This is a genomic window from Amycolatopsis sp. SID8362, from assembly GCF_010550475.1.
Taxonomy (GTDB): Bacteria; Actinomycetota; Actinomycetes; order Mycobacteriales; family Pseudonocardiaceae; genus Amycolatopsis; species Amycolatopsis eburnea.
This window is the reverse complement of record NZ_JAAGNB010001107.1, coordinates 16,111-34,476: the sequence shown is the minus strand read 5'-3', so window position 1 is coordinate 34,476 and position 18,366 is coordinate 16,111. Positions and strand designations below refer to the sequence as shown.

The 18,366-nt window shown below is 71.0% G+C and carries 17 protein-coding genes; 6 read left to right on the top strand and 11 right to left on the bottom strand.

Features of this window, described 5'->3' with window-relative positions; genetic code table 11:
- Positions 1 to 12 precede the first annotated feature (12 nt).
- The 4 genes from sufC to G3I65_RS34480 are packed head-to-tail and all read right to left on the bottom strand — an operon-like array spanning position 13 to position 4,208.
- Entirely contained in the window at positions 13 to 783 is a 771-nt protein-coding gene (sufC, locus tag G3I65_RS34495) for a Fe-S cluster assembly ATPase SufC (RefSeq protein WP_125310726.1), read from the bottom strand.
- A 28-nt stretch (positions 784 to 811) separates the two neighbouring features.
- Entirely contained in the window at positions 812 to 1,984 is a 1,173-nt protein-coding gene (gene sufD / locus G3I65_RS34490) for a Fe-S cluster assembly protein SufD (protein ID WP_160699811.1), read from the bottom strand.
- 2 nt (positions 1,985 to 1,986) lie between these two features.
- Positions 1,987 to 3,435 carry a Fe-S cluster assembly protein SufB gene (sufB, locus tag G3I65_RS34485; RefSeq protein ID WP_160699810.1) on the bottom strand — a complete coding sequence of 483 codons (1,449 nt, stop codon included), beginning with the start codon at positions 3,433 to 3,435 and terminating at the stop codon, positions 1,987 to 1,989.
- Positions 3,432 to 4,208 carry a metalloregulator ArsR/SmtB family transcription factor gene (locus G3I65_RS34480; RefSeq protein WP_203612598.1) on the bottom strand — a complete coding sequence of 259 codons (777 nt, stop codon included), beginning with the start codon at positions 4,206 to 4,208 and terminating at the stop codon, positions 3,432 to 3,434. Before G3I65_RS34480 ends, sufB begins: the two co-directional genes overlap by 4 nt.
- A gap of 138 nt (positions 4,209 to 4,346) precedes the next feature.
- On the opposite strand from G3I65_RS34480, the gene mptB reads away from it, so the two are divergent.
- The 5 genes from mptB (at position 4,347) to G3I65_RS34455 (ending at position 9,822) form a co-directional block, all read left to right on the top strand.
- Complete coding sequence (mptB, locus tag G3I65_RS34475; protein WP_309235879.1) at positions 4,347 to 5,999, top strand: polyprenol phosphomannose-dependent alpha 1,6 mannosyltransferase MptB; 1,653 nt, start codon at positions 4,347 to 4,349, stop codon at positions 5,997 to 5,999.
- Between the two features lie 6 nt (positions 6,000 to 6,005).
- The gene (locus G3I65_RS34470) at positions 6,006 to 6,932 is read left to right on the top strand and encodes an ABC transporter ATP-binding protein (protein WP_160699808.1); all 927 of its coding nucleotides are present in this window, start codon (positions 6,006 to 6,008) and stop codon (positions 6,930 to 6,932) included.
- A complete protein-coding gene (locus G3I65_RS34465) occupies positions 6,929 to 7,714 on the top strand; it encodes an ABC transporter permease (RefSeq protein ID WP_160699807.1) in 786 nt (261 codons plus the stop codon). The genes G3I65_RS34470 and G3I65_RS34465 overlap by 4 nt, the downstream gene beginning before the upstream one ends.
- A 161-nt stretch (positions 7,715 to 7,875) precedes the next feature.
- Entirely contained in the window at positions 7,876 to 8,841 is a 966-nt protein-coding gene (locus G3I65_RS34460) for a heme A synthase (protein WP_160699806.1), read from the top strand.
- 63 nt (positions 8,842 to 8,904) lie between these two features.
- On the top strand, positions 8,905 to 9,822 hold the full coding sequence (locus G3I65_RS34455) for an acyl-CoA desaturase (RefSeq protein WP_160699805.1): 918 nt from the start codon (positions 8,905 to 8,907) through the stop codon (positions 9,820 to 9,822).
- Between the two features lie 184 nt (positions 9,823 to 10,006).
- Here G3I65_RS34455 and G3I65_RS34450 read toward each other — a convergent pair whose 3' ends face one another.
- From G3I65_RS34450 to G3I65_RS34440, 3 genes are all read right to left on the bottom strand, one after another.
- The gene (locus tag G3I65_RS34450; protein ID WP_309235877.1) at positions 10,007 to 10,915 is read right to left on the bottom strand and encodes a hypothetical protein; all 909 of its coding nucleotides are present in this window, start codon (positions 10,913 to 10,915) and stop codon (positions 10,007 to 10,009) included.
- 526 nt (positions 10,916 to 11,441) lie between these two features.
- A complete protein-coding gene (locus G3I65_RS34445; RefSeq protein ID WP_160699802.1) occupies positions 11,442 to 12,302 on the bottom strand; it encodes a RimK family alpha-L-glutamate ligase in 861 nt (286 codons plus the stop codon).
- Positions 12,299 to 12,592, bottom strand: a complete 294-nt coding sequence (locus G3I65_RS34440) for a hypothetical protein (protein ID WP_309235876.1) — start codon at positions 12,590 to 12,592, stop codon at positions 12,299 to 12,301. Before G3I65_RS34440 ends, G3I65_RS34445 begins: the two co-directional genes overlap by 4 nt.
- A gap of 91 nt (positions 12,593 to 12,683) precedes the next feature.
- Between G3I65_RS34440 and G3I65_RS34435 the strand changes: the two genes are divergently transcribed.
- On the top strand, positions 12,684 to 13,652 hold the full coding sequence (locus tag G3I65_RS34435) for a quinone oxidoreductase (RefSeq protein ID WP_160699800.1): 969 nt from the start codon (positions 12,684 to 12,686) through the stop codon (positions 13,650 to 13,652).
- A gap of 4 nt (positions 13,653 to 13,656) precedes the next feature.
- On the opposite strand, the gene G3I65_RS34430 is transcribed toward G3I65_RS34435, so the two are convergent.
- The 4 genes from G3I65_RS34430 to G3I65_RS34415 form a co-directional block, all read right to left on the bottom strand.
- On the bottom strand, positions 13,657 to 14,223 hold the full coding sequence (locus tag G3I65_RS34430) for an FKBP-type peptidyl-prolyl cis-trans isomerase (RefSeq protein ID WP_160699799.1): 567 nt from the start codon (positions 14,221 to 14,223) through the stop codon (positions 13,657 to 13,659).
- A 10-nt stretch (positions 14,224 to 14,233) separates the two neighbouring features.
- Complete coding sequence (locus G3I65_RS34425) at positions 14,234 to 16,471, bottom strand: ATP-binding domain-containing protein (protein ID WP_203612595.1); 2,238 nt, start codon at positions 16,469 to 16,471, stop codon at positions 14,234 to 14,236.
- Between the two features lie 60 nt (positions 16,472 to 16,531).
- A complete protein-coding gene (locus G3I65_RS34420) occupies positions 16,532 to 16,930 on the bottom strand; it encodes a hypothetical protein (RefSeq protein WP_160699797.1) in 399 nt (132 codons plus the stop codon).
- A 194-nt stretch (positions 16,931 to 17,124) separates the two neighbouring features.
- On the bottom strand, positions 17,125 to 18,105 hold the full coding sequence (locus tag G3I65_RS34415; RefSeq protein ID WP_160699796.1) for a heme o synthase: 981 nt from the start codon (positions 18,103 to 18,105) through the stop codon (positions 17,125 to 17,127).
- Between the last annotated feature and the right edge of the window lie 261 nt (positions 18,106 to 18,366).

Here is an 18,366-nt window from a genome sequence, read left to right as displayed (position 1 = left end):
TAGTGGGGAACGTCAGACGGACGCGGGCTCGGACTTGCCCACGTACTTGACGTAGCCGTTCTCCTCCAGCTCGTCGGCGAGCTCCTTGCCGCCCGACTCGACGATCTTGCCGCCGGCGAAGACGTGCACGAAGTCCGGCGTGATGTGGCGGAGGATCCGGGTGTAGTGCGTGATCAGCATGACGCCGACCTCGCTCGAAGCCTTGTACGCGTTGACACCCTCGGAGACGACGCGCAGGGCGTCGACGTCGAGACCGGAGTCGGTCTCGTCGAGGATGGCGAACTTCGGCTTGAGCAGCGCCAGCTGCAGGATCTCGTGGCGCTTCTTCTCGCCGCCGGAGAAGCCCTCGTTGACCGAGCGCTCGGCGAACTCCTGCGAGATCTCGAGCTTGCCCATCTCCTCCTTGACCTCCTTGACCCAGTGGCGCAGCTTGGGGGCCTCGCCACGGACCGCGGTGGCCGCGGTGCGGAGGAAGTTGGACATGGACACGCCGGGCACCTCGACCGGGTACTGCATCGCGAGGAAGAGACCGGCGCGGGCGCGCTCGTCGACGCTCATCTCGAGGACGTTCTCGCCGTCGAGGAGCACCTCACCCGAGGTGACTTCGTACTTCGGGTGCCCCGCGATCGCGTAGGACAGCGTGGACTTGCCCGAGCCGTTCGGGCCCATGATCGCGTGCGTCTCGCCCGACTTGATGGTCAGGTTGACGCCCTTGAGGATCTCCTTGGCGCCCTCGTCGGTCGTGACCGAGGCGTGGAGGTCCTTGATTTCCAGGGTAGCCATTTCTTCGATTCCTAAGTTCAGAGAGCGGTCAGGCGCCAACGGCTTCGAGTTCGGCTTCGATCGCGGCTTCGAGGCGCTCGCGCACCTCGGGGACGTCGATCTTCACCAGGATCTCGTGGAAGAACCCGCGCACGACCAGGCGCCGCGCGGCTTCTTCGGCGATCCCGCGCGACTGGAGGTAGAACAACTGCTCGTCGTCGAACCTTCCCGTCGCGCTCGCGTGGCCGGCGCCTTCGATCTCGCCGGTCTCGATCTCGAGGTTCGGCACCGAGTCCGCGCGCGCCCCGGGCGTGAGCACCAGGTTGCGGTTGAGCTCGTAGGTGTCGGTGGCCTCGGCCGCGGCGCGGATCAGGACGTCGCCGATCCAGACCGCGTGCGCGTCGTCGCCCTGCAGCGCGCCCTTGTACATCACGCGCGACTTGCAGTTCGGCACCGCGTGGTCGACGAAGAGGCGGTGCTCCTGGTGCTGGCCCTTGTCCGCGAAGTAGACGCCCAGCATCTCGACGTCGCCGCCCTTGTCCGCGAAGGTCGCGGTGGGCGAGATCCGGACGAGGTCGCCGCCCAGGGTGATCACGGTGTGCCGCAGCGAGGCGTCGCGGCCCAGCTTCAGGTGCTGCTCGGAGACGTGCACCGCGTCGTCGGCCCAGTCCTGGACGCTGACCACGGTGACCTTGGCGCCGTCGCCGATGACGAACTCGACGTTGTCGGCGTAGGTGCCGGAGCCGACGTGGTCGAGCACGATGACGGCTTCGGCGAACGCCTCGGCGCGGACCTGCAGGTGCCCGTAGGCGACCTCGCCCTCGCCCGGGCCGTGGATCCGCAGCACGGACGGCTTCGACGTCTTCGTCTCCTTGGGCACCGTCACGACGGTGGCCTTGGTGAACGCCGAGTACGCCTGCGCGGCGATCCGGTCGCTCGGGACGCCGGCCTCGCCGAGGCGTGCGTCGTCGCGGCCGACCGACTCGATCTTCAGCTCGTCCGCCGCGTCGGCGTCGAGGGTGATCTCCCCGGTGGCGGCGGCGGTGCCGTTGTGCAGGCCGCGAAGGCGCTTCATCGGCGTGAAGCGCCAGTTCTCCTCACGACCGCCGGGGACCTCGAAGGCCTCGACGTCGTAGGAGGTGAAGCGCTCCGCGCGGGAGGCCGCCGGAATGACGGCCCCCTCGCGAAGAGCTTCGGAAACGTTGTTCTCGGTAACCGACATGACTAGCCGACGGACCCTTCCATCTGGAGCTCGATCAGGCGGTTCAGCTCGAGCGCGTACTCCATCGGCAGCTCACGGGCGATCGGCTCCACGAAGCCGCGCACGATCATCGCCATCGCCTCGGCCTCGTCGAGACCGCGCGACATCAGGTAGAACAGCTGGTCCTCGCTGACCTTGGACACCGTGGCCTCGTGGCCCATCGACACCTCGTCGTTGCGGATGTCCACGTACGGGTACGTGTCCGAGCGCGAGATGGTGTCGACCAGCAGCGCGTCGCAGACCACGCTGGAGCGCGAGTGGTGCGCCCGCTTCGCGACCTTGACCAGGCCGCGGTAGGACGTCCGGCCGCCGCCGCGCGCCACCGACTTCGACACGATGGTCGAGGAGGTGTACGGCGCGAGGTGCTCCATCTTGGCGCCCGCGTCCTGGTGCTGGCCCTCGCCCGCGAACGCGACCGACAGGACCTCGCCCTTGGCGTGCTCGCCCATGAGGAACACCGACGGGTACTTCATCGTCACCTTGGAACCGATGTTGCCGTCGATCCATTCCATGGTCGCGCCCGCTTCGCACTTGGCGCGCTTGGTGACCAGGTTGTAGACGTTGTTCGACCAGTTCTGGATGGTCGTGTACCGGCAGCGGGCGCCCTTCTTGACGATGATCTCCACGACCGCCGAGTGCAGCGAGTCGGACTGGTAGATCGGCGCCGTGCAGCCCTCGACGTAGTGCACGTAGGCGTCTTCGTCGACGATGATCAGGGTGCGCTCGAACTGGCCCATGTTCTCGGTGTTGATCCGGAAGTAGGCCTGCAGCGGGATCTCGACGTGCACGCCCTTCGGCACGTAGATGAACGAGCCGCCGGACCACACCGCCGTGTTCAGCGCGGAGAACTTGTTGTCGCCGGCCGGGATGACCGAGCCGAAGTACTCCTGGAACAGCTCCGGGTGCTCCTTGAGCGCGGAGTCGGTGTCCAGGAACAGGACGCCCTGCTCCTCCAGGTCCTCGCGGATCTGGTGGTAGACGACCTCGGACTCGTACTGCGCGGCGACACCGGCGACGAGGCGCTGCTTCTCCGCCTCGGGGATGCCCAGCTTGTCGTACGTGTTCTTGATGTCCTCGGGCAGTTCCTCCCAGGAGGTGGCCTGCTTCTCCGTGGACCGCACGAAGTACTTGATGTTCTCGAAGTCGATCCCGGAGAGGTCCGCGCCCCAGTTGGGCATGGGCTTCTTCTCGAAGAGCTTGAGCGCCTTCAGTCGCGCTTCGCGCATCCACTCCGGCTCGGACTTCTTCGAGGAGATGTCGGTGACGACGTCCTCGTTCAGCCCGCGACGGGCGCTGGCGCCCGCTTCGTCGGAGTCGGCCCAGCCGAACGCGTACTTGCCAAGGGACTCGATGGTCTCTTCCTGGCTCAGTGGCGCGGTGGTGGGAGTGCGCTGCTCGGCAGCGGCAGTCATGCGGGTTTCCCTCCATTCGGGATCCGTGCTTCGCGCCCAGTGGGCACCGTGCTTCCCGGCTCGGGATGGGCCGGGTTACCCGTCGTGACGGGCACGTGTGTGGTGCACGCGGAATCACCGCGCGCGATGGTCGCCAGCCGCTGGACGTGGGTGCCCAGCAGCCGCGCGAACGCCTCCGTCTCGGCCTCGCACAGCTGCGGGAACTCCGCGGCGACGTGGGCGACCGGACAGTGGTGCTGGCAGAGCTGTGCGCCTACGTTCTGGCCTGGGGCCGGCGCGCCGACCTGACGGGTCGACGCAGCGTAGCCCTCCCTGCTCAGGGCGGTCGCCAAGGCCTCCGCGCGTGCCGCCGGATCACTCGAACCAGTGATCGCGGGGCGGTGCGGGCCGACCAGCTTCTCGACGCGCTGCTCGGCGAAGGCGCGTACGGCGTCTTCACCGGCGTGCTCGGCGAGGAAGCGGATGGCGGAGACGGCGAGGTCGTCGTAGGCGTGGCCGAACCGGGCGCGGCCGGGCTCGGTGAGGAGGAACAGCTTCGCCGGACGGCCCCGGCCCCGGGGCCCGCGGCGCGGCGCGTCCCGCGTCTCGGCTTCGCCGTCGGCGAGCAGCGCGTCCAGGTGCCGGCGGACGGCCGTCGGGCTGATCCCGAGCTGCTCGGCGACCACGACGGCGGTCATGGGACCCTGTTCCAGCAGCAGCCGGGCGACCTCTTGCCGGGTCTTGCCGTCGGCGCTGACCTGCGACGGGACGTGCGGGTGCGTGACACGCGGCATGTCGCCGCCCGCCTGGTCACCCGCCTCCGTCTTTTTCACAACACAAGTGTGTCTTATTTCCCCGCGGTCGGCAAAGGCGGGGTGTCCGGCAGTGACCCGACTCACTCCGGGGCGGACCGATACCCTGCACCCGTGGCAGTGGGTGAGCAGGACCAGCAGGCGGCGGTGATCGCGACGGAGGGCGCGCACCCGGTGACGCTTTCGCCCGTCCGCCCCCTCGAACCGCTCCCCCTCGAAGCCGACGAGCGGCGCGGGCTGAACGTCGTGCGCCGGTTCGGCACGGTCGGGTCGCTCTTCCTCGCCCTCGGCTCGCTCGGCGCCGGCGCCGCCCCGGTGATCAACCCGGTGCAGGAGATCCCGGTGCTGCGGCTGTTCACCCGCATCCCGACGGTGTCGCTGGCCATCGCCATCTCCGGGATGGGCATCCTGGTGCTGAGCTGGCTGATGCTCGGCCGGTTCGCCCAGCCCAGCCGCGAGCGGCTCGCGTCGCAGGGCCAGCTCGCGCGCACCATCGCGCTGTGGGTGCTGCCGCTGCTGGTGATCCCGCCGCTGTTCTCCCGCGACGTCTACAGCTACCTCGCGCAGAGCGAGATCGTGCACCGCGGCATGGACCCGTACGTGCTCGGCCCGGCGCAGGCCCTCGGCGTCGCCGACCCGTACACCGCGGGCGTGTCGAACATGTGGCGCGAGACGCCGGCGCCGTACGGGCCGCTGGTGCTGCGCCTCGGCGGCTGGCTGGCACCCCTGGCTGGCAACAGCATCGCGGTCGGCGTGCTGCTGCAGCGCGTGCTCGCGCTGGCCGGCGTCGTCCTCATCGTCTGGGCGTTGCCGCGGCTGGCGCGCCGGTTCGGCGTCCAGCCCGCGACCGCGCTGTGGCTCGGCGCGCTGAACCCGCTGCTGATCTTCCACTTCGTCGCCGGCGCCCACAACGACGCGCTCGCCGTCGGCCTGATGCTCGCCGGGCTGGAGGTGGGCATCCGGCGGCTGCCGATCCGGGTGAAGGGCGACACTCCCCCGCCGCTGGCGCGGGGCGAACTGCTCTACATCGGGCTGGGCGTGGCGATCATCACGCTCGGCGTCGCGGTGAAGCTGCCCGCGGTGTTCGCGCTGCCGTTCTTCGCCGTGATGGTCGCGCGGCGCTGGCACGGCAGGCTCAAGGACCTCTTCCTGGCGGGCGCGCCGATGGCGGCGTGGTTCGGCGTCGTGCTGGTCGCCGTCTGCTTCGGCACCGGGCTCGGCTTCGGCTGGTTCGGGGCGACGTTCAACACCCCCGGGCTGGTCCGGTCGTGGATCTCCCCCACCGCCGAGCTGGCCAACCTCTCCGGCGTCCTGGGCATCGCGCTCGGGCTCGGCAACCACACCAACGGCCTGGTGCCGATCCTCGGCGCGCTCGGCTACCTCGTCGCCGTCGCCATCACCTTCAAGTTCCTGTGGGACAGCTTCAAGTGGCGCTACCGGCCGATCATCGGGCTGGGCGTGTCGCTGGGCGCGGTGATGATCCTGCAGATCAACCTGCAGCCCTGGTACGTGCTGTGGGCAGTGATCCCGCTGGCGGCCGCGGCCGGGACGTCCCGCTTCCGGGTCGCCGCGACGGTGCTGTCCGCGGCCCTGCCGTTCCTGCTGCCGCCCACCGGCAGCACCTTCGACGGCCGCCCGTACGTGCTGCCGTTCGCCTACGTCGCGGCGATCGTCGTCTGCGGCGGCGGGCTGCTGATCGTGCGGCGGCTGGCACCCGTGCTGCTCTCCAGGCCGTCCCCGCGGCTGCCCGCGCGGGCCGAGCCCGTATCGTGACCCGATGTGAGTGCCCCCGCCGTCGAGATCACCGGGCTGGTCAAAAGCTACGGCTCCACCCGCGCGGTCGACGGTCTCGACCTGCGGATGGAGCGCGGCAGCCTGCTCGCCCTGCTCGGCCCGAACGGGGCCGGCAAGACCACCACCGTCGAGCTCTGCGAAGGCTTCCTCAAGCCTGACGCGGGCACGGTGCGCGTCCTCGGCCTCGACCCGGTCCGCGAGTCGGCGGCCCTGCGCCCCCGCGTCGGGATCATGCCCCAGGGCGGCGGCGCGTACCCCGGCGTCCGCGCCGACGAGATGCTGCGCCTGGTGGCGTCCTGCGCGGCGGCCCCGCTGGACCCGGCCTGGCTCCTGGAGACCCTCGGGCTGACGTCGGTGCGCCGCACGCCGTTCAAGCGCCTTTCCGGCGGCCAGCAGCAGCGCCTGTCACTGGCGTGCGCCCTGATCGGACGGCCGGAGCTGGTGTTCCTCGACGAGCCGACGGCGGGCATGGACCCCCAGGCCCGCCGCCTGGTCTGGGACCTGCTGGCGGCGCTGCGCCGCGACGGCGTCTCGGTGCTGCTGACCACGCACCTGATGGAGGAGGCGGAGGCGCTGGCCGACACGGTGGTGATCGTCGACCACGGCAAGGTCGTCGTTTCGGGCGCGCCCCAGTCGCTGACGACGGACGAAACCGGCGCGGCGGGGCTGCGGTTCAAGGCCCGCACGCGGCTCGACACGGCGCTGCTGACGGCGGCGCTGCCGGAGGGCTACGCGGTCCGCGAGTCGGCGCCCGGGACGTACGTGGTGGTCGGTTCGGTGGACCCGCAGGTGGTCTCGACGGTCACGGCGTGGTGCGCCCAGCAGGGCGTGCTGCCGGAGGAACTGCAGGTGGGCAAGCGGACGCTCGAAGAGGTCTTCCTGGAGCTGACCGGACGGGAGCTGCGGGCATGACGGTTTTCGAGCCGGGCACCTTCACCCCCGCTCCCGGCCGCGGGTCGCTGGGCCGGATGCTGCGCACGCACGCGCGGGTCGAAGCGAGCCTGACGCTGCGCCACGGCGAGCAGGTCCTGCTCACGCTGCTCATCCCGCTGGCGCTGCTCATCGGGTTGTCCCTGCTGGACATCCTGCCGGCGTCGTCGCTGGGCTCGACGTCCAAAGTGGACTGGATCACGCCCAGGATCCTCGCGCTGGCGGTGATGTCCTCGGCGTTCACCGGCCAGGCGATCGCACTGGGCTTCGACCGGCGCTACGGCGTGCTGAAGCGCCTGTCGGCGACGGCGCTGCCGCGCTGGCTGCTGGTGGCCGGGCGCGTGGTGGCGGCGCTGGTGGTGGTCGCGCTGCAGTCGGTGATCATCGGCGTGGTGGCGGCGTTCCTGGGCTGGTCGCCGTCGGCTTCCGGGCTGTTGTCGGCTCTTGTGCTGCTCGTCTTGGGGACGCTGGCGTTCGGCGCGCTGGGCGTCCTGCTGGGCGGCGCGTTGCGCGCGGAAGCCGTGCTGGCACTGGCGAACGTGGTGTGGTTCGTGCTGCTGCTGGCGGGCGGGATCCTGCTGGCGCCGTCGTCGTTGCCCTCGGGGCTGGCTGCCGTCGTCGAACTGCTGCCGTCAGGCGCGCTGGCGGAGGGCATGCGTTCCGCGCTGGTCGACGGGGCGTTCGCGCCGGGGCCGATGCTCGTGCTGGCGGTGTGGGCGGTGCTGGCGGGCGCGTTGGCTTCGCGGACCACGAAACTCACCTGAGTCCCGGTGCAGGTTGTCGTGAGGGTTCAGTCGGGTTAGAACCCGACTGAACACTCACGAGTCCCGGCGCGCACGTGACCTAGGTCCCTTGTGGCCGCGCCGGCGTTCTGGGCGCCCGGACCTGCCGGAAGCGCGTTTTCCGGGCGCTCTACCATCGATGGGTGCCGTTCACCAGCCTCGTCGCCCGTCTGCCGTTTCCGTCCGCCGCCGTGCAGCGGGCCGTCGGGATCGCCGCGGTCCTCGCGCAGGCGCTGATCGGCGTCACCGGCTCCATCGTGCGCGTCACCGGGTCCGGGCTCGGCTGCCCGACCTGGCCGCAGTGCGTCGCCGGCAGCCTCGTGCCGAAGCACGACTCCGGGATCGACGCGCTCAACCAGTGGATCGAGTTCAGCAACCGGATGCTGACCGGCGTCGTCATCGCCGTGGCCGCGGTCGCCGTCGTCACCGCGTGGCGCGTGCAGATCGACCACCCGGGCCGCACGCGCCTGGTGAAGCTGGCCTGGACGATGCCCGGCGGCGTCGTGCTGCAGGCCGTCGTCGGCGGCCTCACCGTGCTCGCGAAGCTGGAGTGGTGGACGGTCGCGATCCACTTCCTCGCCACGACCCCGCTCGTCTGGCTCGCCGTCCTGCTGCTGCGCGCGTTCCGCGAAGGCGACGAGCCCGCGAAGCCGCTGGTTCCCGCCGCCGGCCGGGGCATCCTGGTCGCGCTGGCCGCGGTGATGTGGCTCGTCCTCGCGGCGGGCACCACGGTCACCGGCGCCGGCCCGCACAGCGGCGACCTCAACACCCACCGCCTGGACGCCCCGGTCGAAGCGCTCGCCCAGGTCCACGGCGGACTCCTGGTGCTCTACCTGCTGCTGCTCGCGGTGTTCGGCCTGCAGCTGATGCGCGTCGGCGCGCCGAAGAGCCTGTGGCGGCGCTACACGGCGGTCTGGGTGATCGCGCTGGCGCAGGGCGGTCTCGGCTCGCTGCAGTACGCACTGGGCGTGCCGGAGGCCATGGTGTCGTTCCACGTGCTCGGCGCGATGGCGGTCATCATCGCGACGGCGACCCTGTGGACCGGCAGCCGCGACCGCGGCCCGGTCGTCTCGCTGGAACCCGCTCCGCGCGAACTCGCCGCCGCCTGACCGCAACGCACTGGTAACTGCGCGTCGAGGTGCCCGTTTCGCCCGTGGGTTACTGTTCGCGCCATGACCTCGCGCGCCGCCCCCAAGCCGCTGATCTCCCACCGCCGCGGCACGGGCGAGATGATCGTGCTCAAGACGTTCCTGCTCGTGCCGTTCGCGGCGCTGCTCGTCGCGGTCCCGCTGGTCTGGGGCTGGGGCATGACCTGGCTCGACCTGATCCTCGCCGCGGTGTTCTACGTCTTCGCGACACTGGGCGTGACGGTCGGCTACCACCGCTACTTCACCCACGGCGCGTTCAAGGCGTCGCGCCCGCTGCGGGTGGCGCTGGCCATCGCGGGCAGCATGGCGGTGCAGGGTTCGGTGATCTTCTGGGTGGCCAGCCACCGCCGCCACCACGCGTTCGCCGACCGCGAGGGCGACCCGCACTCCCCCTGGCTGTTCGGCACTTCGCCGTCGGCGTTGCTGCGCGGCTTCTGGCACGCGCACATGGGCTGGATGTTCGGCCGCGAGGTGACCAACGCGGACCGCTTCGCCCCCGACCTGGTCGCGGACGGCGACCTGCGCTGGGTCAGCCGTCACTTCTGGCTGTGGATCACCCTGAGCCTGGCGCTGCCGGCGGTCCTGGGTGGGTTGATCAGCTGGTCGTGGTGGGGCTTCGTGACGGCGTTCTTCTGGGCCGGGCTGGTGCGCATCGCGTTCCTGCACCACGTTTCGTGGTCGGTCAATTCGGTGTGCCACCTGATCGGCGAGCGGCCGTTCGCGAGCCGCGACAAGGCGGCGAACTTCTGGCCGCTGGCGGTGCTGTCGATGGGCGAGTCCTGGCACAACTCCCACCACGCGGACCCGACGTGCGCGCGGCACGGCGTGCTGCGGGGCCAGGTGGACATCTCGGCGCGGGTGATCCGGACGTTCGAGCAGCTGGGCTGGGCGACCGACGTGCGGTGGCCGAGGGCGGATCGGCTGGCCGCCAAGCGGGCCTGATTTCACCCAGGGTAGTCTGTTCTTGCAGAGAGTCATCTGCATCTTCAACAACTACAGAGGGAGAGAGCGCGTGGTGCACCACGACCACGCCGGTGGCGGCGAAGGCGGCGGGAACACCGGCAACTGAGGTCAGCGCGCTCCAGGGAAGGGAATGAAGCCACGTTGGCGTGATGTGGCTTCGTTTTCACCGCCGCGGCCAGCGGAACGCGATCCCGTACTCCTCCCTCGGCTGACAGCTCCCTTCGAAGGTGTGCTGCACGAACCCGTCCCCGACGTCGAGCAGGCGCGGATCACCCGGCGCCGGCCGCCGCAGCCGTTCCACCTCGAGCTGCTCCGCGTACCACCAGCAGGCAGCCGGCAAGCAGGCCTCGTCGAACTTCACCCGGATCGTCAGCCCGCCCGGCGCCACCCCGTGGTGGTCGACCTTGACGTTGATCCACCGCCGCACTTCGTCGAGTTTCCCGTCCAGCGCCTCGGAAACGAACGCGTACGGCTCGTCGAGCCGCAGCTTCCGCCGGAAGCGCAGCCGGGCTCGCACGGGGTCGCCCGGGTCCTCGCCGGGCACCGCCGCCAAGCGGCAGTTCCACAGGGCGACCACGGGCAGCTCGGCGAGGTTCCCGGTCCACCCCGTCCCCGCTTGGACGTCGTAGCCGTCGAGACCGTCCTTGCGCGCGACGATGTCCCGCTCGGTGATGCGGCGCAACGCCGTCCGCCGGTGCATGACGACGGTGATCAGCATCCGCTCCACGAACACGGGTTGCGCGCCCTCGGACGGCGCGCGAAACCCCTCCGGGCTTCCGCTGCCGGGCGGTGTTCCCGTCATGGCCGACCGCCCGATCTCCACGTAGGGCAGCCAGTCTTCGCCTTCGAGGTGCCCGAGCCGGCCCGCCACGGCGGCGGCGAGCATTTCGAGCGCGCCGGCCCAGGCTTTGTTCATCGGCGTGTTCGACAGCGGTTTGCGGCCCCCGAAAAGACCGCGCACCTCGGCCAGCTGGCCGAACCGCTCCCCCAGGGTCGGTGCCCAGCCGCTGTCGGGAACGGGCGGCAACCGGAACGCCGCCAGCAGGACGAAATGCTCCCGCGGTTCCACCACCGACCCCAATTTGCCGATTTCGTCGACGACGAGTCCCCAGACCGCGAATGCGCGCGTTTCCGGGCAAGCCGACGGCAGTGAAGCGGTCGGGGCGACGAGGCAGCCGAGCACGTTCGCGGAGCCTGCCGACGACGACTCGGCCGCACGCCTGAGGGCTCCGAGCAGGTCATCGTCGCGGCGCCGGGCCAATGATCCCAGCGCCGCCTTTTCGGGAAGCCCCGGCAAAGATCGACAATCCGCAGAAAAGTCCGGCAAGCAGAAACACCTCCGCACCACCAAAGATCATTTCCGATCGCAGCCCCAGCGCGGCACCCTGAAAGGGGCGTACTAGTACACCATAGAGAGGGGTAGTACGGTGGGCAATGGGGAACGCGACCGGGACGATTCCCGGGGGCTGCGGAAATTGATCAAAGCCGGCTTGACAGGAATCGGCGGGCTCTATTTGATCACCGGCTCGATGGCCGTGACCACGATCGGCGCGGTCGTCGCGCTGGCGCTCGCCGCGGTGCAGCGACCCGGCCGATGACTACGCCAGCTGCTGCCGTACCGCGGAAGCGAACCGCAGCGCCGCAGCCGGGTCGGTCTGGCGGAAGCCCAGTGACGGCTCCGTCAGCTCCAGCTCCAGCAGCAGCGGCTTCCCGTCCGCCCCGCGCACCAGGTCCACCCGGGCGTACAGCAGCTCGGCCCGCAGGATCCCCAGCAGCGCCGAAGCCGCGTCGAGGACGTCTTCGGCCAGCGCCACCGCTTCCGCGGGCGGCGAAGCCGGCGCCAGCTTCTCCGTCAGGTACAGGCCCGAGGCGTCCATTGTGGACCCCAGCATCGCGCCCTTCGAGAAGGCGTGCGAGTAGATCCCGCCCAGGTAGACCAGCGCCAGCTCGCCCGAAGTGTCCACACTGGACTGGTACGGCTGGATCAGCGCCGTGTGGCCCTCGGCGTGCAGCGCGGCCACGTGCGCGGAAGCGTCGGCACCGGCGGCGAACCGGGCCGCGCCGCGCGAGCCCGCGCCGACCGACGGCTTCACCACGAAGTCCGTGGCGGGGAACCGGACGTCGTCGCCGGGGGCGACCAGTGAGGTCGGCACCACGGCCAGGCCCGCGTCGAGCAGCTCGGCCAGGTAGGTCTTGTCCGTGTTCCACCGGACGACGTCGGCGGAGTTCAGCAGCGACGGGACCGATTCGCACCAGTCCAGGAACTCCGGCCGGCGGGCGGCGTAGTCCCAGGTCGCGCGCAGGACGACCGCGTCCGCCGAAGTGAAGTCGAACGACGAGTCCCACGGTGCCCACGACACCGAGAAGCCCAGTGAAGCCAGCGCGGGCACGACGGCGTCGTCGTCACCGTCCCCCTCGGGGAGCTCCGAACAGCTGACCAGGACCGCGGTGGGGCTCACTTGCCCGCCATCTTGCGGCGGTGCTCCGGGCCGATCTTCGTGGCCTGCACCGTCTCCGCGTCCCACGTGGCCGGTGAGAGGTCCTCAACGGCCTCGACCAGCGCCTCGCCGGTCGCGACGGTGGGCACCACGACGTCCCCGAGCGCGCCGTCGGCGCCGACGAGCACGACGCGGGCGCCCGCCCGGCCGATGTTCTCCACCACCGCGCGGGACGGCTTGCCGTGCGCCTTCACGAACTTGCGGGCCGCACCCAGCTGCGCGCTGGTCGGCGGAACAGTCTCTTCAGCCACGTTCCGAACCATAACTAACAACCCGCCGGAACGCGGAACAGCGTGGCGTCGGCCATAGTTGCACCGGGAGAACCCGACCCGAGGAGGACTCATGCCCACCGCAGTGCAGGTGACGAAGACCGGCGGCCCGGAAGTGCTCGAACCGGCCGAAGTGGACGTCGCGGCCCCGGGGGCCGGCGAGCTGCTGGTCGACGTCGCCGCGGCCGGCGTGAACTACATCGACACCTACCAGCGCCAGGGCATCTACCCGATGGAGCTGCCCGTCGTGCTCGGCCTCGAAGGCGCCGGCACGGTCGTCGAAGCGGGCGAGGGCACCGGCTTCGCGCCCGGCGACCGCGTCGCGTGGCAGGGGTCGATCGGCAGCTACGCGGCCCGCAAGCTCGTCCCGGCGTCGGTGGCCGTCCGGGTGCCCGAGGGCGTCTCCCTCGAGACCGCCGCCGCGACGATGCTGCAGGGCATCACCGCGCACTACCTGGTCGCGTCGACCTTCGAGGTCAAGCCCGGCCACGACGTGCTGGTGCACGCGGCCGCCGGCGGGGTCGGGCTGCTGCTCGTCCAGCTGGCGAAGGCGCGCGGCGCCCGGGTCATCGGCACGGTGTCGACCGAGGAGAAGGAGAAGCTCGCCCGCGAAGCCGGCGCCGACGAGGTCATCCGCTACGACCGCGACGACTTCGCCAAGCTCACCCGCGAGCTGACCGGCGGCGAAGGCGTCGACGTCGTCTACGACGGCGTGGGCAAGGACACCGTCGACGGCAGCCTCGCCAGCCTCAAGGTCCGCGGCCTGCTGGCGTTGTTCGGCGCTTCGAGCGGCCCGGTCCCGCCCCTGGATCCGCAGCGCCTGAACGCGGGCGGCTCGCTGTACCTGACCCGCCCGACGTCCGTGCACTACACGCGCACGCGCGAGGAGATCGACTGGCGCTCGAAGGAGCTGTTCGACGCGATCCTCGCCGGCGAGCTGACCGTCCGCATCGGCGGCAAGTACCCCCTGTCCGACGCCCGCCGGGCCCACGAAGACCTCCAGGCCCGGCGCACGACCGGCAAGCTCCTGCTCATCCCCTGACCGGTCAGCCCCGGTTGTCGGCCACCGAGACGGCGTCGGTGACGAAGACCAGGGTCTCGTTGGGCTTGATCCCCCGGCCGCCCTCGCCGTAGGCCAGGTCGGGCGGGATGATCAGCAGGCGGCGGCCGCCCTGCTTGATGCCGGTGAGGCCCTGGTCCCAGCCCGGGATGACCTCGCCGGCACCCAGGTTCAGGTCGAACGGCTCACCGCGGTCGTAGGAGTTGTCCAGCACCTTCTTGTCCGACCACGTCACGAGCAGGTAGTTCATCTTCAGCTTCTGCCCGGCCGCGGCCGCGGGACCGGTGCCGCCGGACAGGTCCTTCGTGATCAGCTTCTTCGGCGGGTCGCAGTCGTCCGGGACGGTGATCTCGGGCTTCTCGCCGAACTTCCCCGTCGTCTTGATGTCGTCCGCGGTGCACTCGCGGCCCTTGCTCTGGGTCGCCGGGGCGGCATTGGACGAGGGGACGGCCGGGCCCGCCGGGGCCGCCGTTTCGGTCTTGGCGTCCTGGCCGCACGCGGCCAGCGACAGCGCCGCCGCGGCGACGACCACGAACTTCCCGATCTTCTGCATGCGAGGCACCCTAGCCAAGCACGGAGAGTGCCGGTACCTCGTCACCGGTCCGGACCACGCCGAGCCGCCGGGTCGCGCGCGTCAGGGCCACGTACAGGTCGTTGAGCCCGCGCGGCGAACCCGCGACGACCTCGTCCGGCGCCACCAGCACCACCGCGTCGAACTCCAGGCCCTTCGACCGCTCGACCGTCAGCACGCTCAGCCGTTCGTCCGACGCCCCGAGCAGCTCGGAAACCGCCTCGAGCCGGGCGGCGGGCACCAGCACCGCCACCGTGCCACCGTCCACTTCGGACAGTTCGCGCGCCACCAGCGCGGGCAGCTCCGCCGGCAGCGAGGCCACCCGCGCCGACCACGGCGGCACCCCGGTCTCCCGCACCGAAGACGGCGCCTCCAGCTCCGGGGACACTTCCGCGAGGACCCGCGCGGCCACGGCCATGATCTCGGCGGGCGTCCGGTAGTTCACGGTCAGCTCCTCCAGCCGCCACCGGTCCGCGACGTACGGCGAGAGCACCTCGCCCCACGACCGCGCCCCGCCCGCCGCGCCGGTCTGGGCGACGTCGCCGACCAGCGTCATCGAGCGGTTCGGCGAGCGGCGCATGAGCAACCGCCAGTCCATCGCCGACAGCTCCTGGGCCTCGTCGACGATCACGTGCCCGAACGTCCAGGTCCGGTCCTGCGCCGCCCGCTGGGCCGCGGTCAGCTCGCTGCGCGCGACCTGGCGCTCGGCGAACAGCTCGGCGTCGAGGACGTCGGAGACGCGCAGCAGCTCCTCGTCGATGATCTCCTCGTCCTGTTCGAGGATGTCGAGCACGCCCTCGGCGTACGCGCGGTCCTCGCGCTCACGGCGTTTGCGCTCGACGCGGGCTTCGGTGTCGTCGACGCCGATCAGCTCGGCCAGCTCGTCGAGCAGCGGGACGTCGGCGGGCGTCCAGCGCGCGTCGCGGCCGCTCTCCAGGAGCGCCTGGTCCGCGGCGGGTAGCAGCTTCCGGGCCGCGCTCGCGAGCCGTTCGCGGTCGGCGAACAGGTCGTCGAGGACGCCTTCCGGGGTCAGCACGGGCCACAGTTCGTTCAGCGCCGCGGCGATGTTCTCGTCGGCCGCCAGCTCGGCCCGGATGTCCTGGAGGTCCTGCCCGTCGAGCAGGTCGTCGCCCAGCTTCCGCGCGGCCTGCCGGGTCAGCGCGTCGAGGACGTCGGAGACGAACAGGCGCCGCGCCGGGTTGTGCGGGCGGCGGGAGCGGCGGGCGCGGGTCCGGGCGTCGGTGCAGGTCTTGCGGTCCAGCCGCAGCACGTCGTGCTCGTACTCGATCTCCAGCACCGGCTCGGGCACGCGCTGGCGGTCGCGGACGGCGTTGGCGAGCACGTCGGCCATCACCAGCCGGCCCTTGACCTCGGTGGTCTCGCGGGGTTCGGCGCCGTCGGCGTCCAGGCCCGGGTAGAGCTGCCCGATGGTGGCGAGCAGCACACCGGTCTCGCCGAGCGAGGGCAGCACCTGGCCGATGTAGCGCAGGAACGTGCTGTTAGGCCCGACGACCAGCACGCCGCGCGTGGTGAGCTGCTGCCGGTGCGTGTAGAGCAGGTAGGCCGCGCGGTGCAGCGCGACGGCGGTCTTGCCGGTGCCCGGCCCGCCCTGCACGACCATGACGCCGCCGAGCGGGGCGCGGATGATGCGGTCCTGCTCGGCCTGGATGGTCGCGACGATGTCGCTCATCTCACCGGTGCGCCGCTGTTCGAGCGCGGCCAGCAGCGCGGCCTCACCGGCCAGTCCGAGGTCCTGGCCCTGGTCGGCGGCGGTGAGGTCGAGGACCTCGTCGTCGAAGCCGGTGACCTTGCGGGTCAGCGACCGCAGGTGCCGCCGCCGGCGCACCCCTTCGGGCGACGCCGCGGTGGCGAGGTAGAACGGCCGCGCGACCGGCGCCCGCCAGTCGACGAGCAGCGGCTTGTAGTCGTCGTCCTCGTCGAACAGCCCGAGCCGGCCGATGTAGGTGGTTTCCTCAGTGCTCTCGGGGACGAAGTCGAGCCGTCCGAAGGCAAGGCCCTGCTCGACGGAGCCGAGCTGGGCGAGCCGGTCGGTGTAGAGGGTGGTGGCGACGTCGCGTTCGGTCCGGGCCTGCGGGGTGCCGCCGGTCTGCCGCAAGGTCTCGTCGAGGCGGCGCTGGGCGTCGACGCGCTCGGCGTCGAGCTTCGCGTAGAGCGTGGTGACGTACGCCTGCTCGCGGGCGAGCTCGGCGGAGAAGTCGTCCGAAGACAAAGATCCTGCTTTCGCCTCAAGGAAAAGAGCCAACGAAGTGTAACGGCGGTCGCCGCGCGATCATTCCGTCCCGAGGGCGCAGTACGGGGAGATCTCGCCGGCCCGGACGGCGACGGGCAGCACCTTCTCCCCCGGCGCGCACGACACCTCCGCCGGCGGCAGCTGCGCACCACTGGTGATTCGCCCGTCCGGGGCGCGGAACAGCACCGCGGCACCGCGGCTGGTCAGCGCGCGGCAGTTTCCGGAGCGGTAGCGGACCCCGCCGGGGACGACGTCGGCGGTCACGGGCGTGAAGCCGCCGAGGGACTCCGAGGGCAGCCAGGTGGCCGGGCCGACGGCGGGCCGGTCGAGGACGACGCCGATCCGCTGTCCCGGCGTGAGCACCGGCACCTCCACGGTCCGGGCGCCGGCCGTGACGACGATCCGGTAGGCCGCGAGGGTGCTGGTGTTCTCCAGCACGGCGGCACCCGGGCCTTGTTCGGCGACGCGGACGGCGCCGCCGTCGGGGGCCGGGCCGGGGACCGCGGTGATCTTGGCCGGGATGGCGCAGCCGGTCCCGAGGAGCCGGTTCTGGTCGAGGTCGACCCGGCCCCGGCCGAGGAGGACGAGCAGGCCCAGGACGACGACCGCGGCGACCGCGATCCCGATCCGTCTCAGAACGGCAGGCCGAGGGTGGGCAGGCCGATCGCCGAGTCGACGGCCAGCGCCACGAACACGATCATCAGGTACGTGTTCGACCGGTGGAACAACGCCATCGGCTTGGTCTCTTCACCACGCCGGACCGCCGCCTGCAGGCTGTGCGCGTAGAAGAGGAACCAGCCGCCCGCGAGGATCGCGAACGTGCCGTACAGCCAGGACGTCACCGGGAGCAGCAGCAGCGTCCACGCCACCATCACCCACGAGTAGATGACGATCTGGCGGGCGACGTGCTGGGCGGTGGCGACCACCGGCAGCATCGGGACGCCGGCGCGCTCGTAGTCGTCGCGGTACTTCATGCCCAGCGCCCAGGTGTGCGGCGGCGTCCAGAAGAAGATGACGCCGAACATCACGAACGCCGGCCACTGCACGGTGCCGGTGACGGCCGCCCAGCCGATGACCACCGGCATGCAGCCCGCCGCGCCGCCCCAGACGACGTTCTGCGACGTGCGCCGCTTGAGGCCGAGCGTGTAAACGAAGATGTAGAAGAGGATCGTCGCGACCGCCAGGATCGCCGACAGCAGGTTCACCGTGAGGTACAGCACGGCCGCCGACGCGACACCCATGACCAAGCCGAAGATCAGCGCGCCGCGGCGGGGCACCGAGTCCTTGACCAGCGGGCGGCGCTTCGTGCGGTTCATCACCTTGTCGATGTCCGCGTCGATCACGCAGTTGAGCGCGTTCGCACTGCCCGCGGCCATCGTCCCGCCGACCAGCGTGGCCAGGACCAGCCACGGCGACGGGATCTGACGGCCGGCGAGGAACATCGCCGGGATGGTGGTGACCAGGAGGAGCTCGATCACCCGCGGCTTCGCCAGCGCGGCGTAGGCGCCGACGACCCGGCGGAGGCTTCGCCGGTCACCGTGCGGTCGCTCACCGGTCGGGTGCACGGCGCTGGTGTCGTCACTGCGTCCGTGCGCAGCGTTCACCAACGACATTTCACTCCCTGCGTCAGGTTCGGGGCGGGACCAGTCCGGGTAGCCGAAGAACCAGCCCTACTGAACCCTCGAACGATGTTAGACGTGGTGAATCCCGTGGGTGATCGCGGGTCCTCGACTCCCCGAAGCACTAGGCTGGCCGCGACGGGCCGCGATTGCCCCTGCGCATGGCCGCGAGCAGGAATATCGTCCCTTCGGGATCGATTGAGATAGGTAGCCGCGCGCACGGGTAACCGGAACGAGGAAGAGCAGCCGCAACCA

What these genes read in the sequence shown, in the direction of transcription:
- sufC (WP_125310726.1), bottom strand. Translation starts at nt 783, where the DNA reads ATGGCTACCCTGGAAATCAAGGACCTCCACGCCTCGGTCACGACCGAC.
- sufD (WP_160699811.1), bottom strand. Translation starts at nt 1,984, where the DNA reads ATGTCGGTTACCGAGAACAACGTTTCCGAAGCTCTTCGCGAGGGGGCC.
- sufB (WP_160699810.1), bottom strand. Translation starts at nt 3,435, where the DNA reads ATGACTGCCGCTGCCGAGCAGCGCACTCCCACCACCGCGCCACTGAGC.
- G3I65_RS34480 (WP_203612598.1), bottom strand. Translation starts at nt 4,208, where the DNA reads ATGCCGCGTGTCACGCACCCGCACGTCCCGTCGCAGGTCAGCGCCGAC.
- G3I65_RS34465 (WP_160699807.1), top strand. Translation starts at nt 6,929, where the DNA reads ATGACGGTTTTCGAGCCGGGCACCTTCACCCCCGCTCCCGGCCGCGGG.
- G3I65_RS34455 (WP_160699805.1), top strand. Translation starts at nt 8,905, where the DNA reads ATGACCTCGCGCGCCGCCCCCAAGCCGCTGATCTCCCACCGCCGCGGC.
- G3I65_RS34435 (WP_160699800.1), top strand. Translation starts at nt 12,684, where the DNA reads ATGCCCACCGCAGTGCAGGTGACGAAGACCGGCGGCCCGGAAGTGCTC.
- G3I65_RS34430 (WP_160699799.1), bottom strand. Translation starts at nt 14,223, where the DNA reads ATGCAGAAGATCGGGAAGTTCGTGGTCGTCGCCGCGGCGGCGCTGTCG.
- G3I65_RS34415 (WP_160699796.1), bottom strand. Translation starts at nt 18,105, where the DNA reads ATGTCGTTGGTGAACGCTGCGCACGGACGCAGTGACGACACCAGCGCC.